Source organism: Actinokineospora sp. NPDC004072, assembly GCF_053604195.1.
On the sequence record NZ_JBSGHB010000011.1, the window covers coordinates 1 to 21,930 of the forward strand.

Here is a 21,930-nt window from a genome sequence, read left to right on the forward strand (position 1 = left end):
CGTGAACGGGCTCCGCCCGCCTTCACCGCCTTCACGCCCAAGCGGCGTTTCGCTTAGGGGTCCCCGCGAATGCGAGTTCACCCCATCGGACCCACAAAGCAACCCGCGCAACCAAGCCCACGCAACCACCGCCGGAACCGCGCATCGCGCCGGAAGTCGCGCCCAGAGCCGCACCCGCGCAACGACGCCGCCCGGCCTAACCCCGGATGGTCTCCAGGACCAACGACCCACGCCCAGCCGCCTCATCGGCGATCACGACAGCATCCGACAGGGCCGCCAACGCCGCAGGAACAGCGTCCGGCGTGTCGGTGTGCAGCTCCAGCAGCGGAGCGCCCGACTCCACCGCATCCCCCGGCTTCGCCAGGCACAGCACCCCAGCCGCCGCCTGCACCGGGTCCTCCTTGCGCGCCCGCCCAGCCCCCAGCCGCCACGCCGCAACGCCGACGGCATAGGCGTCGAGGCCGGTGAGGACACCGGACCGGGCAGCCGTGACCGTGTGCACGTGAGCCGCGGTCGGCAGCGGCGCGTCCGGGTCGCCTCCCTGGGCGCGGATCATCCGCTCCCACACCTCGTACGCGCGGCCGGAAGCCAGCACCTCAGCAGGGTCCACATCGGACAGACCGGCCAGCGCCAGCATCTCGCGGGCGAGGGCGACGGTCAGCTCCACCACATCGGAGGGGCCGCCGCCGCGCAGGACGTCGATCGATTCCGCGACCTCTAGGGCGTTGCCCACGGCCCGGCCCAGCGGGACGGACATGTCGGTGATCAGCGCGGACACGCGCCTGCCGTGGGCGACGCCGATCTCCACCAGCGCCGTGGCCAGCGCGCGGGCGTCCTCGGGGGTCTTCATGAACGCGCCCGAGCCGCACTTCACGTCCAGCACCAGGGCGTCGGCGCCCTCGGCGATCTTCTTGGACATGATCGAGCTGGCGATCAGCGGGATCGACTCGACGGTGCCGGTGACGTCGCGCAGGGCGTAGAGCTTGCGGTCGGCGGGGGCCAGGCCCTCGGTCGCCGCGCAGACCACCGCGCCGACGTCGGCCAGCTGGGCGGTGATCTCGGCGTCGGAGAGGCGGGCGCGCCAGCCGGGGATCGACTCCAGCTTGTCCAGCGTGCCGCCGGTGTGCCCGAGGCCGCGGCCGGACAGCTGCGGGACCGCCGCGCCGCAGGCGGCGACCAGCGGGGCCAGCGGCAGGGTGATCTTGTCGCCGACGCCGCCGGTGGAGTGCTTGTCGACCGTCGGCCGGTCCACCGATAGGTCCAACGTGGACCCGGAGGCGATCATCGCCGCCGTCCAGCGGGCGGTCTCCGCCGCGGTCATCCCGTTGAGGTAGACGGCCATCGCCAGCGCGGCCATCTGCTCGTCGGCGACGTCGCCGCGGGTGTAGGCGGCGACCACCCAGTCGATCTGGTCGTCGGTGAGGCGGTGGCCGTCGCGCTTGGCGCGGATGACGTCGACGGCGGTGTGCATGCCGGTCACGGTAGCTGCTCCGGTCCGAAGGCGTCCGGCAGCACCGCCGACATCGGCAGCGGGCCGCGCGGGGTGTCGACCAGGCAGTCCGGGCCGCCCAGCTCGTAGATGACCTGGCGGCAGCGCCCGCACGGCATCAGCAGCTCGCCCTGCCCGCTGCGGCAGGCCAGCGCCACCAGCCTGCCGCCGCCGGTCAGCCGCAGCTGCCCGGCCAGCGCGCACTCGGCGCACAGGCCGACCCCGTACGCGGCGTTCTCGACGTTGCAGCCGGTCACCACGCGCCCGTCGTCGACCAGCGCGGCCGCGCCGACCTGCAGCCCGGAGTACGGGCAGTAGGCCAGCGCGGCGGCCTCGACGGCCGCCGCCCGCAGCGCCTCCCAGTCGGTCACTTGCCCTCACCCCTGCGGTAGATCTCGCCGACCGCGCGCGGGGCGCGCAGCCGCTGCGAGGCCAGCGCCAGGACCAGGATCGTGACCACGTACGGCGCCGCGCCCACCAGCTCGCCCGGGATGCCGTCGCTGCTGAAGTACCACCAGGCGAACAGCACGCCGATGCCCGCCGAGACCGCGGAGAGCACCACCGCGCCCTCCCGGTACTGCCAGACGGCGACCACGACCAGCGCGATGGCCAGCAGCAACAGCAGCGCGTGCACCGCGAGCGAGCCGCGCAGGGCCAGCGCGTCGCTGTAGCCGAACAGGCCCGCGCCGGTGGCCAGGCCGCCCGGCCGCCAGTTGCCGAAGATCATCGCGGCCAGGCCGATGAAGCCGCGGCCGCCGGTCTGCCCGTCGCGGAACTGCCCGGAGGTGACCGCCAGGATCGCCCCGCCCAGCCCGGCGAAGCCGCCGGAGGCCAGCACGGCCAGGTACTTGTACTTGTAGACGTTGACGCCCAGCGACTCCGCCGCGATCGGCGCCTCGCCGCAGGAGCGCAGCCGCAGGCCGAAGGCCGTGCGCCACAGCACGAAGCCGGACACCACGATCGCGAGCACCGCCAGGATCGTCAGCAGCGACACCTGCGTCGTCAGCCCGCGCAGGATGCCCGCCAGGTCCGAGACGAAGAACCAGCGCTTCTCCTCGATCGACCCGAGCAGCTCGGGCAGGCCCGGCACCGACACCTTCTGGGCGTCCTCGATGCGCGGGGACTGCTTCTGCCCGCCGCCGGGGGCGTCGGAGAAGAACTGCTTGGACAGGAACAGCGCCGCGCCCGGGGCCAGCAGGTTGATCGCGACCCCGGAGATGATGTGGTCGACGCCGAAGGTCACCGTGGCCACCGCGTGCAGCAGCCCGCCGAAGACGCCCAGGAGCAGGCCGAACACCACGCCCGCCCACGGCCCCCACTGGTAGCCCGCGTACCCGGCGCCGAAGGTGCCCAGCACCATCATGCCCTCCAGGCCGATGTTGATCACGCCCGCGCGCTCGGCCCAGAGCCCGGCCAGCGCGGCCATCGCGATCGGCACCGCCGCGGTCAGCGCGGCCTGCACGCTGCCGGTGGAGGTCAGGTCGTCGGCCCCGGTGATCACCCGGACCGCGGAGAGCACCAGCAGCGCGCCCAGCGCCACCAGCGCGTAGGTCAGCGGCGAGCGCGACGCGCGCTTCGCCGCGGGCGCGCTCGGCTGCCCGACTGCCAGTCCGCCGCTCACACCGACACCTCCTCAGGCGACTTCTGGATGGCCAGGGCGCGCCCGACGTCGCGCTGCTCGGCGCGCACGCGGTAGCGGCGCACCAGCTCGTAGGCGACGACGACGGACAGCACGATCACGCCCTGCATGATCACCACGATCTCGCGCGGCACCCCCGCGATGTCCAGCGAGGTCGATGCGTTGTCGAGGAAGCCCCACAGCAGCGCGGCGAAGGCCATCCCGATCGGGTGGTTGCGGCCCAGCAGCGCGACCGCGATGCCGATGAAGCCCAGGCCCGGCGGGAAGTCCAGGGCGTAGGAGTGCGCGGAGCCCAGCAGCTGCGGCATGCCGATCAGGCCCGCGATGGCCCCGGAGAGCAGCATCGACAGCACGACCATCTTCTTGACGCTGACGCCGCTGGCCACCGCGGCCGACTCGCTGAGCCCGGTCGCCTTGATCTCGAAGCCCAGCCGGGTGCGGCCGAAGAGGAACCAGTAGCCGACGCCGACGGCGATCGCCAGGAAGACCAGGCCGAGCAGCGGCGAGGTCGAGCCCGGGATCGGGATGCCCGCGACCTGCCCGCCCTCGGTGATCGGCCGGGTGCTGATGTTGTTGGAGCCGGGCACCGCCTCGGCCAGCCGGTCCGGGTTGAGCAGGTAGGCGACCAGGTTGGTGGCGATGGCGTTCAGCATGATCGTGGTGATGACCTCGCTGACGCCGCGGGTCACCTTGAGCAGCGCGGCGATCCCGGCCCACACCGCGCCGACCAGCATGGCGGCCACGATGGTCATCAGCACGCGCAGCACCGACGGCAGCGACTCCATGAACGCCGCGCCGGCGAGCGCGGCCGAGAGCATGGCCGCCAGCCGGTACTGCCCGTCGACGCCGATGTTGAACAGCTTCATCCGGAAGCCGATGGCCACCGCGACCGCGGCCAGGTAGTACCCGATCGCGCTGTTGATGGAGTTGATGGTGGTGCGCGGCCTGCTCGCCGAGGTGACCAGCGAGTCCACCGCGGTCACCGGGGAGTGCCCGGAGACGATCAGGATCAGCGCGCACACGAGCACCGCGAACAGCAGCGCCCCGAGCGGGGCGGCCAGGCCCAGCAGGACCGACCGCGCGGACAGGGTCCTCATTCGGCATCCCTCCCGGCGCCGGTCATCGCCGAGCCCAGGTCCTGGGGCGTGACGGTCGCGGGGTCGTAGTCGGCGACGAGGCGGCCGCGCAGGATCACGGCCAGGGTGTCGGACATGCCGATCAGCTCGTCGAGGTCGGCGGAGATGAGCAGCACCGCGAGGTGCTCGGCGCGGGCGCGGCGGATGTGGTCCCAGATGGCCGCCTGCGCGCCGACGTCCACACCGCGGGTGGGGTGGGAGGCGATGAGCACGACCGGGTTGCCGGACATCTCCCGGCCGACGATCAGCTTCTGCTGGTTGCCGCCGGACAGCGCCGAGGCGTGCACGTCGATGCCCGGGGTGCGCACGTCGTAGGTCTCCACGATGCGCTGGGTGTCCGCGCGCGCCGAGCGCCGGTCGATCAGCGGGCCGCGCGCGTTGGGCCTGCGGGTCTGGTGGCCCAGGACGCGGTTCTCCCAGAGCGTGGCCTCCAGCAGCACGCCCTGGCGGTGGCGGTCCTCGGGCACGTAGCCCATGCCCGCCTCGCGCCGGGCGCGGGTCGACAGCCGGGAGATGTCGCGGTCGCCGAGCTGGATGGCGCCGGAGTCGGGCTTGCGGATGCCCATGAGGGCCTCCACCAGCTCGGCCTGCCCGTTGCCCTCGACGCCCGCGATGCCCAGGACCTCGCCCGCGTGGATGGTGAAGGAGATGTCGTCGAGGACCTTGCGGCCGTCGGCGTCGGCCAGCGTCAGGTTCGACACGGTGAGCACCGGCCGGTCGGTGACGGTGGACTCGCGCAGCTCCGGGACCGGCAGCGCGCTGCCGACCATCAGCTCGGCGAGCTGGCGCGCGGTCGTCGCCGCGGGCTCGACGCTGGCCACGGTGGTGCCGCGGCGCATGACGGTGATGTCGTCGGCGACGGAGAGGACCTCGTCGAGCTTGTGGGAGATGAACAGGATGGTCAGGCCCTCGGCCTTGAGGTCGCGCAGGTTGCCGAACAGCTCGTCGACCTCCTGCGGCACCAGCACCGCGGTCGGCTCGTCGAGGATGAGAATGCGCGCGCCGCGGTAGAGGACCTTGAGGATCTCCACCCGCTGGCGCTCGCCCACGCCCAGCTCGTCGACCAGCCGGTCCGGCCGCACGCCGAGGCCGTAGGCGTCGGAGATCTCCTTGATGCGCTTGCGGGCCGCGGCGAAGTCCAGGCCGACCCCGCGGCGCGGCTCGTCGCCGAGGACGACGTTCTCCAGCACGGTCAGGTTGTCGGCGAGCATGAAGTGCTGGTGCACCATGCCGATGCCCGCCCGGATCGCGTCGGCCGGGGTGTGGAAGTCCACCGGGGACCCGTTGACGGCGATGGCGCCCTCGTCGGGCCGCTGCATCCCGTAGAGGATCTTCATCAGGGTGGACTTGCCCGCCCCGTTCTCCCCGACCAGCGCGTGCACGGTGCCGGGGCGGACGGCGATGTTCACATCGGAGTTGGCGACGACGCCGGGAAAGCGCTTGGTGATCCCGGTCAGCTCGACGGCGAGGGCGGGGTCGCCGCCCGGTGGCTCGGTAGACACGGCCGCTTCCTTGTCCTAGCAGGGGAACGCCGAGGCGGACCCGGGCAAGGTCCCCGGGTCCGCCTGCGGCTGGCGCTTACTTCGTCGCCTTGACCTGGATCTCGCCCGAGGTGATCTTCTGCTCGTACTCCTCGATCTGCGGCACGATGTCATCGATCTTGCCGCCGCTGGTGGAGTAGGAGACGCCGCCCGCCTTCAGGTCGTAGACCTGCGGGCCCGCCTTGAACTGGCCGTCCTTGACGGACTTGATCACGTCGAAGACCGACACGTCGACGTTCTTCACCATCGAGGTGATGATGACGTCCTTGACGTTGGCCAGCGCGGGCAGGTTGTACTGGTCGGAGTCGACGCCGATGCCCATCTTGCCCTTGGCCTTGGCGGCCTCGAAGACGCCGGTGCCGGAGCCGCCCGCCGCCGCGTAGACCACGTCGGCGCCCGCGTCGAACATGCCGTTGGCCGCGGTGGTGCCCTTGGCCGGGTCGTTGAAGCCGGTGAAGTCCGGCGGCTGGGTCAGGTACTTGACCTGCACCGTCGCGTCCGGCTTGACGGCCTTGACGCCCTGCTCGAAGCCGACCTCGAACTTCTGGATCAGCGGGGTGTTCACGCCGCCGATGAAGCCCACGTTGCCCGTCTTGCTCTTCAGGCCCGCGACGACGCCGACCAGGAAGGAGCCCTCGTGCTCGGCGAAGGTCAGGTTGGCGACGTTGTCGCCCTTGGGGTTCTCGCTGTCGATGATCGCGAAGTGGACGTCGGGGTAGTCGGCCGCGGCGGCCGAGAGCGACTTCTCGTAGGCGAAGCCGACGGCGATGATCAGGTTGTGGCCGCTCTCGGCGAGCTGGCGCAGCCGGTCCTCCTTCTGCGCGTCGGTCTCGCCCTGCGCGGCCTCCAGCTCGGTCACCTCGATGCCGAACTCGGCCTTGGCCTTGTCCAGGCCGCGGGCGGCGGAGTCGTTGAAGGACTGGTCCCCGCGGCCGCCGATGTCGTAGGCCAGGCCGACCTTCACCGCCGACGCGGCTGGCGCGCCCGAGGTGCCCCCGTTCCCGGCGGGCTGGGTGTCCGACGCGCAGGACGCCAGGCCGATGCCCAGCGCGAACAGCCCGGCGGCGAGTCGAACTCCTCGCATTCGGCGCAAGGCTTTCTCCTTCCGAGACGCCCGGGGTTACCGGGTCGCGACTTAGCTATCCGCGGAACCGTACCCGCTGGTACGAACGCTCCCCGCACCGAAGGCCCGCTGTGACCCAATCGTTGACGATGAATACAAATCTTCCACCCGGCCGGGCACGCGGCGTGACGGACCGGGGTCAGACCGCCCACGGCAGCGGGCCCGGCGCGCGGCCCTCGGCCAGCACGCGCGCCCCGGCGGGCATGGCGACCAGGGCGACGGCGTCGGCCTGCGCGGCGATCCGGCGGGTGGCGCCCGCGGGCAGGACGGCGGCCTCGCCCGGCCCGCAGACCTCCACCGCACCGTCCACGGTGATCTCCAGCGACCCGCTGACCGGCATGAGCACCTGCTCGCGGTCGACGACGTGCTCCGGCCCGGCGCTGCCCGCGAGCATCTCCACCCGCCAGGTGCTCAGCTCGGTCGAGCCGACGCTCGGCGCGGCCAGGCCGTGCATGGTCGCGTTGGGGGTGGCGGTGATCCGGTCCCCGGTCGTGACGATCACTCGACTTCTCCTCCTGTGTAAAGTGGCTTTACTCAAGGGATGAGTAAAGCCACTTGTCACCGAGCGCGTCAAGATGGGGGCATGACCGAGGACCCGCTGGCCCGCACCGAGCTGGCCTTCCTGCTCGGGATGGCCTTCCAGGCCGTGCTCGGGGAGTTCACCGCCCGGCTGGCCGCCGACGACCTGCGCCCGGTCCACGGCATGGCCTTCCAGGCGCTGCGCGGCGGCGGGCTGACCAGCACCGAGCTGGCCGACGCCCTCGGGGTCACCAAGCAGGCCGCAGGCCAGATGGTCGACGAGCTGGAGCGCAAGGGGTACGTGCGGCGGGCCCCGCACCCGGCGGGCGGGCGGCGGCGGCTGGTCGTGCTGACCGGGCGTGCCGAGGATCACCTGATGGTGGCGGGTCACACCATGCGGACGCTGGAGGCGGAGATCGCCGACCGCCTCGGTGGCGATCTCCCCGGGCTCAAGGCCGACCTGAGCAGGGTGATCCGCGCGCTGGCGGGCGACACGCCGCCGCCGCTGCGCCCGATCTGGTGAAACCGGGCGATCCCGCGCGCGTGTCTCGTCGGTCACAGAGGGGATCGGCGCGTTGGGTGCCCAGTGTCGGACGGGTCTAGCATCCGACAGGTCAAGGCCGGGTTCCAGCGGCTCCCGCACCGGCCGAGAGTCCATCAGCGACGTTGGAGGGCCGGTACCCGATGTCCGACACGGCCATCACCACCGGGAAGGCCGGTGCGCGCGGGACGCTGTACCGCGGCGACCCCGGCATGTGGTCCTGGGTGGCCCACCGGATCACCGGTGTGGCGACCTTCTTCTTCCTGTTCGCGCACGTGCTGGACACGGCGCTGGTCCGGGTCTCGCCGAACGCCTACGACGAGGTCATCGCCACCTACAAGACGCCGCTGGTGAACCTGCTGGAGGTCGGCCTGGTCGGGGCCGTGCTCTACCACGCGCTCAACGGCATCCGGGTCATGCTGGTGGACTTCTGGGAGAAGGGCGCCCGCTACCAGCGGCCGATGCTGTGGGTCATCCTGGCCGTCTGGGTCCTGGTGATGATCCCCGGCACCTACTTCATGATGCAGCGCACCGTCACCGAGATGTTCGGGGGCTGACCACGATGACGATGGCACTGGACAAGCCCCGCAGCCCGCGCAGGCCCGCCGCCCGGCGCAGCAACTTCGAGATGATCTCCTGGCTGTTCATGCGCATCTCCGGCATGGCGCTGGTGGTGCTGGTGCTCGGGCACCTGTTCATCATGAACATCGCCGACGGCGGCGTGCACCGCATCGACTTCGCGTTCGTGGCCGGGCGCTGGGCCAGCCCGTTCTGGCAGGTCTGGGACCTGGCGATGCTGTGGCTGGCGGAGATCCACGGCGGCAACGGCCTGCGCACGATCATCAACGACTACGCCCGCAAGGACTCGACGCGGTTCTGGCTGAAGATGATGCTCTACGTCTCGATGGTGCTGATCCTGCTCCTCGGCACGTACGTGATCTTCACCTTCGACCCGAACATCAGCGCGAACTAGGGAAGAAGCTGAAGATGCGGTTCCACAAGTACGACGTCGTGATCGTCGGCGCAGGCGGCGCGGGCATGCGGGCGGCCATCGAGGCCGGGCAGCGCAGCCGCACCGCGGTCCTCACCAAGCTCTACCCGACCCGCTCGCACACCGGCGCCGCCCAGGGCGGCATGTGCGCCGCGCTGGCCAACGTCGAAGAGGACAACTGGGAGTGGCACACCTTCGACACGATCAAGGGCGGTGACTACCTGGTCGACCAGGACGCCGCCGAGATCATGGCGAAGGAGGCCATCGACGCCGTCCTCGACCTGGAGAAGATGGGCCTGCCGTTCAACCGCACGCCCGAGGGCAAGATCGACCAGCGGCGCTTCGGCGGGCACACCCGCAACCACGGCGAGGCCGCCGTGCGCCGGGCCTGCTACGCCGCCGACCGCACCGGCCACATGATCCTGCAGACGCTGTACCAGAACTGCGTCAAGCACGGCATCGAGTTCTTCAACGAGTTCTACGTCCTCGACATCTGCCTGACCGAGACCGAGAACGGCCCGGTCTGCACCGGCGCGGTCGCCTACGAGCTGGCCACCGGCGAGATCCACGTCTTCCAGGCCAAGGCGGTCGTGTTCGCCACCGGCGGCTTCGGCAAGGTGTTCAAGACGACCTCCAACGCGCACACGCTCACCGGCGACGGCATGGGCATCGTGTTCCGCAAGGGCCTGCCGCTGGAGGACATGGAGTTCTACCAGTTCCACCCGACCGGCCTGGCGGGCCTGGGCATCCTGCTGACCGAGGGCGCCCGCGGCGAGGGCGCGATCCTGCGCAACGCCTCCGGCGAGCGGTTCATGGAGCGCTACGCCCCGACCATCAAGGATCTCGCCCCCCGGGACATCGTGGCGCGGTCGATGGCCCTGGAGGTGCTGGAAGGCCGCGGCGCAGGCCCGAACAAGGACTACGTGCTGCTGGACTGCACGCACCTGGGCGCCGAGGTCCTGGAGTCCAAGCTGCCCGACATCACCGAGTTCGCCCGCACCTACCTGGCGGTCGACCCGGTGAAGGAGCCGGTGCCGGTCTACCCGACCGCGCACTACGCGATGGGCGGCATCCCCACCAACGTCCACGGCGAGGTCCTGCGCGACAACGACAACGTCGTCCCCGGCCTGTACGCCGCGGGCGAGTGCGCCTGCGTGTCGGTGCACGGGGCCAACCGGCTGGGCACCAACTCGCTGCTGGACATCAACGTCTTCGGCCGCAGGGCGGGCATCGCCGCCGCCGAGTACGCCAACGGGCACGGCTTCGTCGACCTGCCCGCCGACCCGGCGGCCCAGGTGCAGGAGCAGGTCGAGCACCTGCTGTCCGACCACGGCCGCGAGCGCGTCGCCGACATCCGCACCGAGCTGCAGGCCACGATGGACGCCAACGCCTCGGTGTACCGCACCGAGGAGACGCTCAAGCAGGCCCTGCACGACGTGCAGGCGCTCAAGGACCGCTACGCCCACGTCACCGTGCAGGACAAGGGCAAGCGGTTCAACACCGACCTGCTCGAAGCCGTCGAGCTGGGCTTCCTGCTGGAGCTGGCGGAGGTCCTGGTCGTGGGCGCGCTGGAGCGCAAGGAGTCCCGCGGCGGGCACGCGCGCGAGGACTACCCCAACCGCGACGACACGAACTACATGCGCCACAGCATGTTCTACAAGCAGGGCGACGGCCTGAAGGCGGACATCCGCCTGGACTACAAGCCGGTGACCTTCACCCGGTACAAGCCGATGGAGCGCAAGTACTGATGACCGCTGCGACCGCTGAGCAGACCGGCTCCCGCGGCACCATGCCGCCGGTGCCCGAAGGCGCCGTCACCGTCACCGTCAAGGTGCTGCGGTACAACCCGGAGACCGGCGACGAGGCCACCTGGCAGTCCTTCGGCGTGCCCGCGCTGCCGACCGACCGCGTGCTGAACCTGCTGCACTACATCAAGTGGTACATCGACGGCACGCTGACCTTCCGCCGCTCCTGCGCCCACGGCATCTGCGGCTCCGACGCCATGCAGATCAACGGCGTGAACCGGCTCGCGTGCAAGGTCCTGGTGAAGGACCTGATGGCGGGCAAGGGCAAGCACACCACGATCACCGTGGCGCCGATCAAGGGCCTGCCCGTCCACAAGGACCTCCTGGTGGACATGGAGCCCTTCATGGAGGCCTACCGCGCGGTCAAGCCGTTCCTGATCACCTACGGCAACGAGCCCACCCGCGAGCGCATCCAGTCCGTCGCCGACCGCGAGCGCTTCGACGACACGACCAAGTGCATCCTGTGCGCCTGCTGCACCACCTCGTGCCCGGTGTACTGGACCGAGGGCAGCTACTTCGGCCCCGCCGCCATCGTCAACGCCCACCGCTTCATCTTCGACAGCCGCGACGAGGGCGCCCAGGAACGCCTGGACATCCTCAACGACGCCGAGGGCGTCTGGCGCTGCCGCACCACCTTCAACTGCACCGACGCCTGCCCGCGCGGCATCCAGGTCACCAAGGCCATCCAAGAGGTCAAGCGCGCCCTGATGTTCCGCCGCTGAATGGCACCGGCGCTCCCCGGGTCCCCGCGTCCGCTCGGCGCGGGGACCTGGCATTTGCGCTGGTCGCCGTCCGCGGCGCGGGACGGGCTGGCGGCGTTCGAGGGGGTCGAGGACGACCGGGCCGGGTCGCACCCGGCGGGGGTGCCGCACATCGGCGTGCGCGGCGACGCCTACCGGTTCTCGATGCACCTGGTCGACCGGGACCGCCGTGGTGACCGGCAGCGGCAGGAGGTCAAGGGGATGCGGCTGCCCGACGGCCGCCACCTGGTCCTGGGCCGGGGCGAGGTCTGGCGGCTGGCCTACCGCATGCGCATCCCCCGCAGCCTGGGCGCGACCAGGTCGTTCACCCACATCTTCCAGGTCATGCCGCCCGGCACGGGGACGCTTCCCCTGGTGGTGATGTCGCTGCGCAGGCGCGGTGGCGCTGAGCTCGTCGAGCTGAAGGCGGGGCGGGTGCTGGTCGGGGCGGCGGGTCTCGCGCCGCTGCGCGACCGCTGGGTGGATGTCGACCTGGCGATGCTCGTCGCCGAGGCCGGGTGGCTGCGGTGGCGGCTCGACGGCGGGCGGGTGGTCGACGCCGGGGCGGACGGGGTGGGCACCTGGCTGCCGGACCGGGTCCGGCCCAAGTGGGGCATCTACCGCGCCCTCGGCGACGACGCCCTGCGGGACTGCCACCTGGACATCCGCGACCTCCGCGCGTACCAGTGGGCGCCTCAGGGGTGATCGGCGACGGCGGCGAAGGCTTCCTTGGGGTGCCAGGTGCCGTCGGGGTGGGTGGTGACGATGCCGTAGCTGGCGGGGTCGAGGGCGTCGGGCAGGTCGTAGCGGGCGAAGGTGTTGACGAAGGCGGCGTCGACGCCCGCGTCGGTGAAGGTGGTCAGCAGCTCGCGGAGGTACTGGGCCTGCTCGGTCTCGTCGCGGATGACCTCGTGGGTCAGGCCGGCCGGGGCGCCGTCGGCGGACCAGCGGATGAGCGAGTCGCCGCGGCCGCCGAGGGCGGCGGCGCCGCGGTGGGTGGTGCAGCCGAACTCGGTGATCGCCAGGGGTTTGCCCGCCGCGGCGACGGCGGCGCGGATCTGCTCGGCGAAGGTGGCGGCGTTGGTGGCGTCGCGGTAGGCGGCGTCGGTGGCCACGAAGTCGAACGGGGTCCAGTCGACGCCCTCGAACGGCAGCGAGGCGTAGCTGACCGGGCCGTCGAAGCGCGCGCGGACGACCCGCACGGCCTCGGCGAGGAAGTCGTTGATCCGCTCCGGCAGGCCCGCGCGGTCGCCCGCGAGGTTCGGCAGGCGGTCGTGGACGGTCTCGCCGGGGATGAACCCGGGGGTGAACAGGCTCAGCTCCGAGCCGGTGAGGAACACGACGCGGCCGTCCACGCGGGCCATCCGCTCGGCACCGTCGGCGAGCATGGCCAGCAGGTCGTCGGCGGGCACCTCGCAGGTGAACGGGGAGAACCAGACCTCCAGGCCCACCTCGGCGGCGAGCCGGGCGGCCAGGTCGAGGCGGTCGAGGTCGCCGCCGGTGAGGCGCACGGCGGCGCAGCGCAGGTCGTGGCGGATGGCGCGCAGGTCGCGGGCCACGTCCTGGGGGTCGAAGGTGGGCCGGGTGGTCGCCGTACCGTTGAGGAAGCCGGTGTCGTAGGTGATGCCTTTGATCCGCATGCTCGTTAAGGTACTCCCAGTACCCTATTGGAGGCCACGGTGCGTCGACGCGGTGCGACCCTGGAACGCGCGATCCTCGACGCCGCGGTCGCCGAGCTGGCCGAATCCGGCTACGCGGGGCTGACGATGGACCGCGTGGCCGCGCGGGCGGGCACGAACAAGAACGCCATCTACCGCCGCTGGCCCAACCGCGCCGCCCTCGCCCTGGCCGCCTACCGCGAGCTGGCCGAGGCCGAGCTGACCCCGCCCGAGACCGGCGACCTGCGCTCGGACGTGCTGACCCTGCTGCGCCGGGTCAACGCATCGGCCCGCTTCGACCTCCTGCGCGGCCTCGTCGCCGAGGTCGACCCGCAGCTGCTGCGCGACCTGCCCGCCGCGCCGGTCTGGCAGCGCATCGCGGGCGACGTGCACCCCAGGGTGGCCACGGTCGCCATCGACCTGCTGCGCAGCGAGTACCTGACCCGCGGCCTGGCCGCCGTGCCCGACGAGGTGATCGTGGAGATCGTCGACGAGGTGTACCTGCCCCTGGTGCGGCGGTCCCATGCGCCCTGAGCCCGGCGAGGTCCTGCACTTCTCCGAGGACCCGACGATCACCGTCTTCACCCCGCACGTCGCCCGCACGGCCCGCGCCCCCGACCCGTACGTCTGGGCGGTGGACGCCGACCGCTCCCCCGACTACTGGTTCCCCCGCCAATGCCCCCGGGCGATGGCCTGGGCCACCCCCAGCACCACCGCCGAGGACCAGGCCCTGATCCTCGGCCCGGGCGGCGGCACCCGGGTCCACGCCGTCGAGTACGCCTGGCTGGACGCGATGCGCTCGGTCCGGCTGTACGCCTACCGGCTCCCGGCCCACCTCTTCACCCCGCACGGCGACCACGCCCACGTCGCCACCGTCCCGGTGACCCCCCTCGGCCCACCGGAGCGCGTCGGCGACCTGTTCGCGCTGCACGAGGAGGCGGGCATCCAGCTCCGCGTGCTGCCCGCCCTCCAGCCGTTCTGGGCGGCGGTCGTCACCACCACCCTCGGCTTCAGCGGCATCCGCCTGCGCAACGCCCGAGGTGGGGCCACGCCCCCGGGCGGGGCGTGACCCCGGGGGCGACTACCAGCGCAGGTTGCGGAGGTAGTGGTAGCCCACCTCGGCGGTCACCAGGGCGTCGGCGGGCTGGTCGTTCTCGACGATGTACTCCGAGACCGCCGACCGGGAGAAGATGCCCGCGAAGTCGATCGTGCCCGTGCCCAGGTCGGCGAAGCCGCCGTCGCGGGCGCGGTCCTTGACGTGGTACTGGCGGACCCGCGGGTGGTGCTGGCGGAAGAACGCGACCGGGTCCACCCCGGCGACGACGGCCCAGTAGAGGTCCAGTTCGAAGTGGACGTTGTGGGCGGTCGTGCGGGCGGCGATGACGTCGAACGGGCGCTTGCCCTCCACCAGCGCGAACTCGTGGGCGTGGTTGTGGTAGCCGGCCTGCAGGCCCGCCCGCCGCAGGACCTTGCCCGCCCGCTCCAGCCGGTCGGCGAAGGCCGTCCACTCCGCGAGCGTGCCGTAGCTGGCCCACGGGACCACGACGTAGTGGTGGCCGAGGGTGCGGGCGTCGGCGATGACCTGGTCGAGGTCGCCGTCGAGGCCGGTGTGCGTCGAGGTGGCGCGCAGGTGGTGGCGGCGCAGGATGCGGGCCATCTCCGCGGCCGAGCGGCCGTAGAGGCCCGCCAGCTCGACGCGGCGGTAGCCGATGTCGGCCAGCGCGGACAGCACCGGCTCCGGGTCGTCGCCCATGATGCCGCGCAGGGTGTAGAGCTGGATGCTGATGGCGTTGCGCTGGACCCGGCCGGAGCGGCTGCTGGCCGCGGCGGCGACGCCCGGCAGCGCGGCGCCCGCGCCGATGGTGGCGGCGCCGATGGCGGCGCTGCGGAGGAAGGTGCGGCGGGTGGTCATGGCTCTCCTTCAGCGTTCGGTGGCGAAGGCGGCGTCGAACGAGGTCGACGGCGGGTCGAATTGCAGGTCGCGGATGAAGCGGACGGCCTCGGCCGCGCCGCGCAGGCGGTCCATGCCCGCGTCCTCCCACTCCACGGAGATGGGACCGGCGTAGCCGATGGCGTTGAGCGCGCGGAAGCACTGCTCCCACGGGACGTCGCCGTGCCCGGTGGAGACGAAGTCCCAGCCCCGGCGGGGGTCGGCCCAGGCCAGGTGCGAGCCGAGGCGGCCGTTGCGGCCGTCGAAGCGCTTCTTGGTGTCCTTGCAGTCCACGTGGTAGATGCGGTCGGCGAAGTCGAGGATGAAGCCGACCGGGTCGAGGTCCTGCCAGATGAAGTGCGACGGGTCCCAGTTGAGCCCGAACGCGGGCCGGTTGCCGACCGCCTCCAGCGCGCGGCGGGTCGTCCAGTAGTCGTAGGCGATCTCCGAGGGGTGCACCTCGTGGGCGAAGCGGACGCCCTCCTGGTCGAACACGTCCAGGATCGGGTTCCACCGCTCGGCGAAGTCGGCGTAGCCGTCGGCGATGACCTCCTGGGACACCGGCGGGAACATCGCCACGTACTTCCAGGTCTTCGACCCGGTGAACCCGACGACGGTGTCCACGCCGAGCTTGCGGGCCGCGCGGGCGGTGTCGGCCATCTCCTGGGCCGCGCGCTGCCGCACGCCATCGGGCTCGCCGTCGCCCCAGATGCGGGCGGGCAGGATGTCGCGGTGGCGGAAGTCGATCGGGTCGTCGCAGACCGCCTGGCCGACGAGGTGGTTGGAGATCGTCCACACCTTCAGGCCGTGCTCGGCGAGCTGGGCGAGCTTGGCCGGGACGTAGTCGGGGTCGGCCAGGGCCTTGTCGACCTCGAAGTGATCGCCCGAGCAGGCGATCTCCAGGCCGTCGTAGCCCCACTGCGCGGCCAGCGCGCAGACCTCCGCGAACGGCAGGTCGGCCCATTGGCCGGTGAAGAGGGTGACGGGTCGGCTCATCGCGGGTTTCCTTTCAGGCCCTGGAGGGTGAGCAGCAGGTCGCGGACCTCGGTCGCGGCGAAGCGGTCCGCGCCCAGGTCGGCGTTGGACAGCAGGACGGGGCCGTCGTCGGGGCTGTCCGGCAGCCGCCCGTGCGTGCCGCGCACGGGGGCCGGGTCGAGGGGGACGACGTTCATCGCGTACCGCAGGCCCAGCTTCTTGCGCGCCAGGTTGGCCGCCGCCTTGGCCTTGACCAGCGGGTCGGCGGGGTTGAAGAACAGCTCGGCCGGGTCGTAGCCGGGCTTGCGGTGGATCTCGACCCCGCGGGCGAAGTCGGGGGCGCGCTCGTCGTCGAGCCAGTAGTAGTAGGTGAACCACGCCCGCGGCTCGGCGATCGCCACGAGGTCGCCGGAGCGCTCGTGGTCGATGCCGTAGCGGGCCTGCTCGTCGCGGTCGAGCACTTCATCGACCCCGGGGAGCTGACGCAGCAGGTCGCGGATCTTGGCGGGCTCGTCGGTGTAGACGTGGGCGACCTGGTGGTCGGCGACCGCGAACGCCTTCGACGTCCACGGGTCCAGGTACTCCATGCCCGCCTGGGTGTAGACCTCCAGGTGCCCGGCCTCGCGCAGCGCCCGGTTGATGTCGACGGGCTGGTCGGCGGCGGTGATGCCGTACTCGGAGAGGGCGACGACGGTCGCGTCCTGCTCCAGCAGCGGCTTGAGCGCCCGGTCGACGTCCCGGGCCGCGGCCCTGGCCTGCGGCGAGTCCGGGCCGAAGCGCTGCAGGTCGTAGTCCAGGTGCGGGATGTAGACCAGCAGCAGGTCCGGCCGGTGCTCGGCCAGCGTCCGCAGCGCGGCCCCGACGATCCACTCGCTGGAGGCCAGCGACGCGGTCGGCCCCCAGTACTGGAACAGCGGGAACTCGCCCAGCGCGCCGACCAGCCGGTCGTGGAACTCCGGCGGCCGCACGTAGGCGTCGGGCGACTTACGTCCGTCGGCGTGGTAGATCGGGCGCGGGGTGACGGTGACGTCGGTGCTCGCGCCCATCGCGTACCACCAGCAGATGTTGGCGGCCTTGTAGTCCGGCCTGCTGCGGCGCGCCGTCTCCCACAGCTTCTCGCCCCGCACCAGCCGGTTGTGCTGCCGCCAGAGGAAGACCTCGCCGAGGTCGCGGAAGTACCACCCGTTGCCGACGATGCCGTGCTGGTTCGGCATGAGCCCGGTGAGGAACGTCGACTGCACGCTGCACGTGACCGCGGGCAGCACGGTCCTCAGCTCCGCCCGCTGCCCGAGCCCGCGCAGGTTCGGCATGTGCGGCAGCAGCGCCGGTGTCATGCCGACGACATCGATGACGATCAACGGCTTCACCCGCGCACCCCTTCCAGGTTGGCCGCGGCCCAGCGCAGCTCCCCCGCTATACCTTCGATCAGCCGCCTGCGTTCGGCGTCATCCACAGGCGTGTCCTCCGGCTTCCGAGTTGTCCACAACGGACCACGTTCACCCGATTGAGCGACCCCTGCGGCGATAGACTGGCCAGGGGTCGTCCCCCCGGGGAGTGGTGGGGGACCCTTTGTTGTGTTTGGGGTGGTCGTGGGTTCGGCCAGGGGTGAAGGATTCGCCGATTTGGGCGGGGTGGGCGTGGTTTCGGGCAGGTGTGGGGGGTTCCTTGATGTGAGTGGGGTGGCGGTGGGCACGGGGTTCGGCGAGGTGGGCAGGGGGTTCGGTGAGGTGGGCGGGGTGGCGGTGGGCACGGGGGGCGGTGATGTGTGGGTGGTGGCGGTGGGTGGGGATGGGGTGGGGAGGACGGGCCAGGTGTAGGTCTCCACTTCGATGTGGGTGGGGGTGGGGAGGGCGGCCAAGGCGGCGGTGAGGACGTGGGTTGTGGTGGTGAGGGGTGGTTCGGGGGTGAGGTGGAGGGGGACGTGGAAGTGGACGCGCCAGGGGGCGTCGCGGGGGAGGGTGGTGTAGGCGGTGGGGAGGTCGTCGCTGGGGTGGATGGTGCCGTTCTTGGCGGCTCTGACCTGGTGGAGGTAGCGGGGTTCGATGTAGGGGGCCAGGGCGGCGGCGTGGCCCGCGGGGGCTTCCAGGGCCGCTGAGGCCTGCACCTTGACCACCCGCAGGCCCGCGTCGGTGATCTGGCGGACGGCGGCGGCGGGGTCGGCGAAGGACACGGCCAGGTGGCAGGTGTCCAGGCAGATGCCGATGTGGTCGGGGTCGACGCGGCCCGCCAGCCAGGTGACCGCGTCCGACACCGTGTCGAGGATGCAGCCCGGTTCGGGTTCGATGGCCAGGCGGATGGGGCGGGGGAGGCGGGCGAGGTAGTCGGTGAGGTCGGACAGGGCGGCGGTGGCGCGGCTGTCGTCGGCTGCGGTCCACTCGGTGCGCCAGCCGAGCGGGAGGGTGGAGATGCTGCCGTACTCGGCGTCGTCGGGCAGCAGGGTGGTCAGGACGGTGGCGCAGTCGCGGGTGTAGTCCAGCCGGGCCTTCTCCGTCCAGCGCGGGTGGTAGACCGAGTGCTTGACCACGGGCTCGTGGAAGCCGCGGTAGGGGAAGGCGTTGAGGGTCTGCACGGCCAGCCCGCGCACGTCCAGCTCGCGGCGGAAGCGGCGCCGGGCCGCGGGGTCGGCGGCGAGGTGGCGGGCCGCGGGCGCGGGCAGCCACAGGCCCAGGCCGAGCACGTCGGCGCCCAGCTCCTCCCGGATCGGGACGCTGTAGCGGTCCAACTGCTCGACGATGCCCGCGACGGTCTCGGCCGGGTGGACGTTGGTGCAGTAGGAGATCACCGCCCACCGCCCCGCAGCACCGAGTTGCCGGAGAACGTCTCCGCCGACGGGGTGAACCCGGGCAGCTCGTCGAGCACCAGCCGCCCGCTCTGGCCGTAGAACTCGACCGGGTTGCGCCACAGCACGGTGTCCACATCGGACTCGCTGAAGCCCGCGGCCAGCATGGCTTGAGCGGTCTTCACCGTCTTCAGCGGGTCGGAGCGGCCCCAGTCGGCGGCGGAGTTCACCAGCACGCGCTCGGTGCCGTACTCCTTCAGGATGGCGACCATGCGCTCCTCGTCCATCTTGGTGTCGGGGTAGATCGAGAAGCCCATCCAGCAGCCGGACTCCTTGACCTGCTTGACCGTCACCTCGTTGAGGTGGTCCACGGCCACCCGCTCGGGCGGCAGGCCCGACTCGGCGACGACGGCCAGCGTGCGGGCGGTCCCGGCGGCCTTGTCCCGGTGCGGGGTGTGCACCAGGGCGGGCAGCCCGAACTCCGCGGCCAGCTCCAGCTGGCGGGCGAAGGCGGTGTCCTCCTCCGGGGTCATCGAGTCGTAGCCGACCTCGCCGACGGCGACCACGCCGTCCTTGGCCAGGTAGCGCGGCAGCAGGTCGAGCACCGGCGCGCACCGCGGGTCGTTGGCCTCCTTGGGGTTCAGGGCGATGGTGCAGTGGTGGCGGATGCCGAACTGGGCCGCGCGGAAGCGTTCCCAGCCGATCAGGGCGTCGAAGTAGTCGGCGAAGCTCGCCGCGCTCGTGCGGGGCTGGCCGAGCCAGAAGGCGGGCTCCACGACCGCCAGCACGCCCGCGGCGCGCATCGCCTCGTAGTCGTCGGTGGTGCGGGAGGTCATGTGGATGTGCGGGTCGAAGATCCTCATGCGCGGGCCCTTCCCAGCAGGTCGGCGGCGTCGGCCGGGACGGTGCGCCCGGCCGCTCGGCGTTCGGCGGCGTAGTCGGCCACCATGCGGATCAGCTCGTCGTCGGCCAGCTCGTCCAGCCGCGCCACCGCGCGCAGCGGGATGCCCATGAACAGGCACTTGAGCACCCCGTGGCGCCAGGCGTGGCGGTCGAGGTGGGCCGCGGCGAACGGGCCGAGCGCGGCGGCCACCAGGCGCGGGTCGTTGGTGCGCAGGGCGTCCAGCACGATCGGCACGCCGACCGACGGGTCGGTCGATGCGGCCAGCCCGCGCAGCACGCCGCGCTTCTCGGCGTCGTCGCCGTAGCGGTAGAGGTCGGCCAGCTCGCCAGCGTCCGGCAGGGCCGCGACGAGCCGCGCCCGCGCCAGGTCGTCCACCGTGCCGTGCACCCACCCCTGCGGGTCCAGCCGCGGGCGCACGGCCCCGCGGCCCACGTGGCGGCCGACGGCCGGGAACAGCGCCCGGATCGCCGCGGCGTCGGCGCGCACGGCGGCCTCGGCGTCGGCCAGCCACGGCGGGTCCAGCGCCGCGCGCAGCGCCGCGTACGACCGGCGCGCGACCTCGGGGGCGGCGTGGGAGTGCCGGGGCAGCTCGACGGCGGCCAGGCCGGTGTAGCCGACCTCGGCCAGCGCGGCCAGGGTCGCGGCCAGGTCGAGGCTGCCCGCGCCGAACTCCAGGTGCTCGTGGACGCCGGGCAGCATGTCGTCGAGCTGGACGTTGACCAGCAGCTCCCCCGCCTGCCGGATGCAGGTCGCCGCGTCGTCGGGCTCCACGGCCACGCAGTGGCCCACGTCGAGGGTGATCCCGAGCTGCCGCGGCTCGCCCAGCTCCGCGCGCAGGGTCAGCGCCTCGGCCAGGTGCTGCACGACCATCCCGGGCTCCGGCTCCAGGCCGAGGGGCACCCGGGGGTCGGCGTCGAGCAGCCGGGCTACGCCGTCGCGCAGCCTGCCCCACGCCGTGTTCTCGTCCACATCGGACACCCCCGACCAGAACGACACGCAGTCCGCGCCGAGGTCGGCGGCGATGTCGGCGGCCCGCAGCAGGAAGTCGACGCGGGGGCCGGGGTCGTCGCTGACCAGCGTCGGGTGGTGCTTGCGGGTGGGGTCGAGCAGGTAGCGGGCGCCGGTCTCCACCACGACCCGCAGCCCCAGCGCGTCCAGCCGCGCGGCGACCCGCTCGACCTCGGCGGCCAGGTTCGGGCCGAACGGGTCGAGGTGGTGGTGGTCGAGGGTCAGGGCGACCCCGGTGTAGCCGAGGTCGGCGATCACCGCCAGCGCGTCGTGCAGCCGGTGGTTGGCGAACCCGTTGGTGCCGTAGCCGAGCTCGAAGGTCATGTCGGTCCCACCTTCCGCGACAGCCTGCGGGCCAGCGGCAGCGCGCCCGCCACCACCAGCGCCGACCGGATGGATCCCGCGCGGGCGGCCAGGGCCGACTGCAGCGGCACCATCCCGTGGATGCCCGCCTTGGTCGCCCCGCGCACGGCGGCGGCGCTGGGCTCCCGGGCGGCCGCGAGCTGCGCCGACCCGACGAACCCGGCGTAGGCCGCCGCCCCGGCCGCGCCGAGCAGCCGGTGCCGCAGCGACGCGGCCCGGCCGGTGGCCGCCACCAGCGCGGCGGCGGCGGTCGTGGCGACCGCGCCCCTGGCTGCGGCGGGCGGGGCGCCGTGCACCTCGCCGGTGGACAGCACCGTCACGCCGAGGGTGTGCCCGCCGAGCGCCAGCGCGGCGGGCAGCGCGGCCCGGCCGCCGCCCATGAGCACGTCCAGCCCCCGGCAGGCGGCCATCGCCGCGGGGCCGGCGGGCGTCGACTTGAGCACCGTGTCGTAGGCCCACACCGCCGCGGCCAGCGGCACCGCGACCTTCAGCCGTCCGGCCGCGGCGGCGAGCCCCAGTCCGATGGCGGTGAGCCCCGCGGCCACGCCCAGGGCCGCGCCCGGCCGCACCCGCCCGGACGGGATCGGCCGCTCCGGCCGCTCGACGGCGTCCAGCGCGCGATCCGACCAGTCGTTGAGCGCCATCCCGGCCCAGTACAGCGCCACCGACGCCGCGGGCAGCGCCAGCCGCCGCCCGCGCAGCCCGGCGCCGAACGCGGCCCCGGCCACGGTGTCGCCGAGCACGGTCAACGCCGCGGGGGCGCGCACGAGTTCGACGTAGGCCCCCAAC

The 21,930-nt window shown here is 72.5% G+C and carries 22 protein-coding genes and 1 pseudogene; 8 read left to right on the forward strand and 15 right to left on the reverse strand.

Annotation, left to right across the window (positions count from 1 at the left end; translation table 11 throughout):
- Positions 1-196: 196 nt before the first annotated feature.
- From ACWEPX_RS18075 to ACWEPX_RS18105, 7 genes are all read right to left on the reverse strand, one after another.
- On the reverse strand, positions 197-1,471 hold the full coding sequence (locus ACWEPX_RS18075; protein ID WP_451898335.1) for a thymidine phosphorylase: 1,275 nt from the start codon (positions 1,469-1,471) through the stop codon (positions 197-199).
- A 5-nt stretch (positions 1,472-1,476) separates the two neighbouring features.
- A complete protein-coding gene (locus ACWEPX_RS18080; RefSeq protein WP_451898336.1) occupies positions 1,477-1,860 on the reverse strand; it encodes a cytidine deaminase in 384 nt (127 codons plus the stop codon).
- Entirely contained in the window at positions 1,857-3,110 is a 1,254-nt protein-coding gene (locus ACWEPX_RS18085) for an ABC transporter permease (protein WP_451898337.1), read from the reverse strand. The genes ACWEPX_RS18080 and ACWEPX_RS18085 overlap by 4 nt, the downstream gene beginning before the upstream one ends.
- Positions 3,107-4,225: an ABC transporter permease gene (locus ACWEPX_RS18090; protein WP_451898338.1), complete on the reverse strand. Its 1,119-nt coding sequence runs from the start codon at positions 4,223-4,225 to the stop codon at positions 3,107-3,109. The genes ACWEPX_RS18085 and ACWEPX_RS18090 overlap by 4 nt, the downstream gene beginning before the upstream one ends.
- Positions 4,222-5,766, reverse strand: a complete 1,545-nt coding sequence (locus tag ACWEPX_RS18095; RefSeq protein WP_451898339.1) for an ABC transporter ATP-binding protein — start codon at positions 5,764-5,766, stop codon at positions 4,222-4,224. Before ACWEPX_RS18095 ends, ACWEPX_RS18090 begins: the two co-directional genes overlap by 4 nt.
- A gap of 76 nt (positions 5,767-5,842) precedes the next feature.
- Positions 5,843-6,889: a BMP family lipoprotein gene (locus tag ACWEPX_RS18100; protein WP_451898340.1), complete on the reverse strand. Its 1,047-nt coding sequence runs from the start codon at positions 6,887-6,889 to the stop codon at positions 5,843-5,845.
- Between the two features lie 178 nt (positions 6,890-7,067).
- Complete coding sequence (locus ACWEPX_RS18105) at positions 7,068-7,430, reverse strand: cupin domain-containing protein (RefSeq protein ID WP_451898341.1); 363 nt, start codon at positions 7,428-7,430, stop codon at positions 7,068-7,070.
- An 81-nt stretch (positions 7,431-7,511) separates the two neighbouring features.
- Here ACWEPX_RS18105 and ACWEPX_RS18110 point away from each other — a divergent pair, with 81 nt between their 5' ends.
- The 6 genes from ACWEPX_RS18110 (at position 7,512) to ACWEPX_RS18135 (ending at position 12,229) form a co-directional block, all read left to right on the forward strand.
- The gene (locus ACWEPX_RS18110; RefSeq protein ID WP_451898342.1) at positions 7,512-7,970 is read left to right on the forward strand and encodes a MarR family winged helix-turn-helix transcriptional regulator; all 459 of its coding nucleotides are present in this window, start codon (positions 7,512-7,514) and stop codon (positions 7,968-7,970) included.
- 161 nt (positions 7,971-8,131) lie between these two features.
- Complete coding sequence (sdhC, locus tag ACWEPX_RS18115; protein ID WP_451898343.1) at positions 8,132-8,545, forward strand: succinate dehydrogenase, cytochrome b556 subunit; 414 nt, start codon at positions 8,132-8,134, stop codon at positions 8,543-8,545.
- Between the two features lie 5 nt (positions 8,546-8,550).
- On the forward strand, positions 8,551-8,961 hold the full coding sequence (locus ACWEPX_RS18120; protein ID WP_451898344.1) for a succinate dehydrogenase hydrophobic membrane anchor subunit: 411 nt from the start codon (positions 8,551-8,553) through the stop codon (positions 8,959-8,961).
- A 14-nt stretch (positions 8,962-8,975) separates the two neighbouring features.
- On the forward strand, positions 8,976-10,727 hold the full coding sequence (sdhA, locus tag ACWEPX_RS18125) for a succinate dehydrogenase flavoprotein subunit (RefSeq protein ID WP_451898345.1): 1,752 nt from the start codon (positions 8,976-8,978) through the stop codon (positions 10,725-10,727).
- Positions 10,727-11,506: a succinate dehydrogenase iron-sulfur subunit gene (locus ACWEPX_RS18130; protein WP_451898346.1), complete on the forward strand. Its 780-nt coding sequence runs from the start codon at positions 10,727-10,729 to the stop codon at positions 11,504-11,506. Before sdhA ends, ACWEPX_RS18130 begins: the two co-directional genes overlap by 1 nt.
- A complete protein-coding gene (locus ACWEPX_RS18135; protein WP_451898347.1) occupies positions 11,507-12,229 on the forward strand; it encodes a Tat pathway signal sequence domain protein in 723 nt (240 codons plus the stop codon).
- Here ACWEPX_RS18135 and ACWEPX_RS18140 read toward each other — a convergent pair.
- The gene (locus ACWEPX_RS18140) at positions 12,220-13,164 is read right to left on the reverse strand and encodes a hypothetical protein (RefSeq protein WP_451898348.1); all 945 of its coding nucleotides are present in this window, start codon (positions 13,162-13,164) and stop codon (positions 12,220-12,222) included. The genes ACWEPX_RS18135 and ACWEPX_RS18140 overlap by 10 nt on opposite strands.
- A 39-nt stretch (positions 13,165-13,203) precedes the next feature.
- On the opposite strand from ACWEPX_RS18140, the gene ACWEPX_RS18145 reads away from it, so the two are divergent.
- A complete protein-coding gene (locus ACWEPX_RS18145) occupies positions 13,204-13,716 on the forward strand; it encodes a helix-turn-helix domain-containing protein (protein WP_451898349.1) in 513 nt (170 codons plus the stop codon).
- Complete coding sequence (locus tag ACWEPX_RS18150; RefSeq protein WP_451898350.1) at positions 13,706-14,251, forward strand: DUF6886 family protein; 546 nt, start codon at positions 13,706-13,708, stop codon at positions 14,249-14,251. Before ACWEPX_RS18145 ends, ACWEPX_RS18150 begins: the two co-directional genes overlap by 11 nt.
- Before the next feature lie 12 nt (positions 14,252-14,263).
- Here ACWEPX_RS18150 and ACWEPX_RS18155 read toward each other — a convergent pair whose 3' ends face one another.
- From ACWEPX_RS18155 to ACWEPX_RS18185, 7 genes and pseudogenes are all read right to left on the reverse strand, one after another.
- Positions 14,264-15,094 (reverse strand): sugar phosphate isomerase/epimerase family protein, encoded by an 831-nt coding sequence (locus tag ACWEPX_RS18155; RefSeq protein ID WP_451898351.1) that lies wholly within the window; start codon positions 15,092-15,094, stop codon positions 14,264-14,266.
- A gap of 9 nt (positions 15,095-15,103) precedes the next feature.
- Entirely contained in the window at positions 15,104-16,108 is a 1,005-nt protein-coding gene (locus tag ACWEPX_RS18160) for a sugar phosphate isomerase/epimerase family protein (RefSeq protein WP_451898352.1), read from the reverse strand.
- Complete coding sequence (locus ACWEPX_RS18165; RefSeq protein WP_451898353.1) at positions 16,105-17,454, reverse strand: alkaline phosphatase family protein; 1,350 nt, start codon at positions 17,452-17,454, stop codon at positions 16,105-16,107. The genes ACWEPX_RS18160 and ACWEPX_RS18165 overlap by 4 nt, the downstream gene beginning before the upstream one ends.
- A gap of 428 nt (positions 17,455-17,882) precedes the next feature.
- Positions 17,883-18,869: pseudogene (gene eboE, locus ACWEPX_RS18170) on the reverse strand (metabolite traffic protein EboE); the annotation flags it as partial.
- Positions 18,866-19,729 (reverse strand): TatD family hydrolase, encoded by an 864-nt coding sequence (locus tag ACWEPX_RS18175; protein WP_451898354.1) that lies wholly within the window; start codon positions 19,727-19,729, stop codon positions 18,866-18,868. The gene ACWEPX_RS18175 and the pseudogene eboE, both read right to left, overlap by 4 nt.
- Complete coding sequence (locus ACWEPX_RS18180) at positions 19,726-21,102, reverse strand: EboA domain-containing protein (protein ID WP_451898355.1); 1,377 nt, start codon at positions 21,100-21,102, stop codon at positions 19,726-19,728. The genes ACWEPX_RS18175 and ACWEPX_RS18180 overlap by 4 nt, the downstream gene beginning before the upstream one ends.
- Positions 21,099-21,929, reverse strand: coding sequence for an SCO3242 family prenyltransferase (locus ACWEPX_RS18185; RefSeq protein WP_451898356.1), 831 nt, complete (start codon positions 21,927-21,929; stop codon positions 21,099-21,101). The genes ACWEPX_RS18180 and ACWEPX_RS18185 overlap by 4 nt, the downstream gene beginning before the upstream one ends.
- Between the last annotated feature and the right edge of the window lies 1 nt (position 21,930).

Bases quoted from the DNA above. Each gene is read 5' to 3' on its own strand.
- ACWEPX_RS18075 (WP_451898335.1), bottom strand. From the start codon at position 1,471: ATGCACACCGCCGTCGACGTCATCCGCGCCAAGCGCGACGGCCACCGC.
- ACWEPX_RS18090 (WP_451898338.1), bottom strand. From the start codon at position 4,225: ATGAGGACCCTGTCCGCGCGGTCGGTCCTGCTGGGCCTGGCCGCCCCG.
- ACWEPX_RS18100 (WP_451898340.1), bottom strand. From the start codon at position 6,889: ATGCGAGGAGTTCGACTCGCCGCCGGGCTGTTCGCGCTGGGCATCGGC.
- ACWEPX_RS18110 (WP_451898342.1), top strand. From the start codon at position 7,512: ATGACCGAGGACCCGCTGGCCCGCACCGAGCTGGCCTTCCTGCTCGGG.
- sdhC (WP_451898343.1), top strand. From the start codon at position 8,132: ATGTCCGACACGGCCATCACCACCGGGAAGGCCGGTGCGCGCGGGACG.
- ACWEPX_RS18120 (WP_451898344.1), top strand. From the start codon at position 8,551: ATGACGATGGCACTGGACAAGCCCCGCAGCCCGCGCAGGCCCGCCGCC.
- sdhA (WP_451898345.1), top strand. From the start codon at position 8,976: ATGCGGTTCCACAAGTACGACGTCGTGATCGTCGGCGCAGGCGGCGCG.
- ACWEPX_RS18130 (WP_451898346.1), top strand. From the start codon at position 10,727: ATGACCGCTGCGACCGCTGAGCAGACCGGCTCCCGCGGCACCATGCCG.
- ACWEPX_RS18135 (WP_451898347.1), top strand. From the start codon at position 11,507: ATGGCACCGGCGCTCCCCGGGTCCCCGCGTCCGCTCGGCGCGGGGACC.
- ACWEPX_RS18140 (WP_451898348.1), bottom strand. From the start codon at position 13,164: ATGCGGATCAAAGGCATCACCTACGACACCGGCTTCCTCAACGGTACG.
- ACWEPX_RS18150 (WP_451898350.1), top strand. From the start codon at position 13,706: ATGCGCCCTGAGCCCGGCGAGGTCCTGCACTTCTCCGAGGACCCGACG.
- ACWEPX_RS18155 (WP_451898351.1), bottom strand. From the start codon at position 15,094: ATGACCACCCGCCGCACCTTCCTCCGCAGCGCCGCCATCGGCGCCGCC.
- ACWEPX_RS18160 (WP_451898352.1), bottom strand. From the start codon at position 16,108: ATGAGCCGACCCGTCACCCTCTTCACCGGCCAATGGGCCGACCTGCCG.
- ACWEPX_RS18175 (WP_451898354.1), bottom strand. From the start codon at position 19,729: ATGAGGATCTTCGACCCGCACATCCACATGACCTCCCGCACCACCGAC.
- ACWEPX_RS18180 (WP_451898355.1), bottom strand. From the start codon at position 21,102: ATGACCTTCGAGCTCGGCTACGGCACCAACGGGTTCGCCAACCACCGG.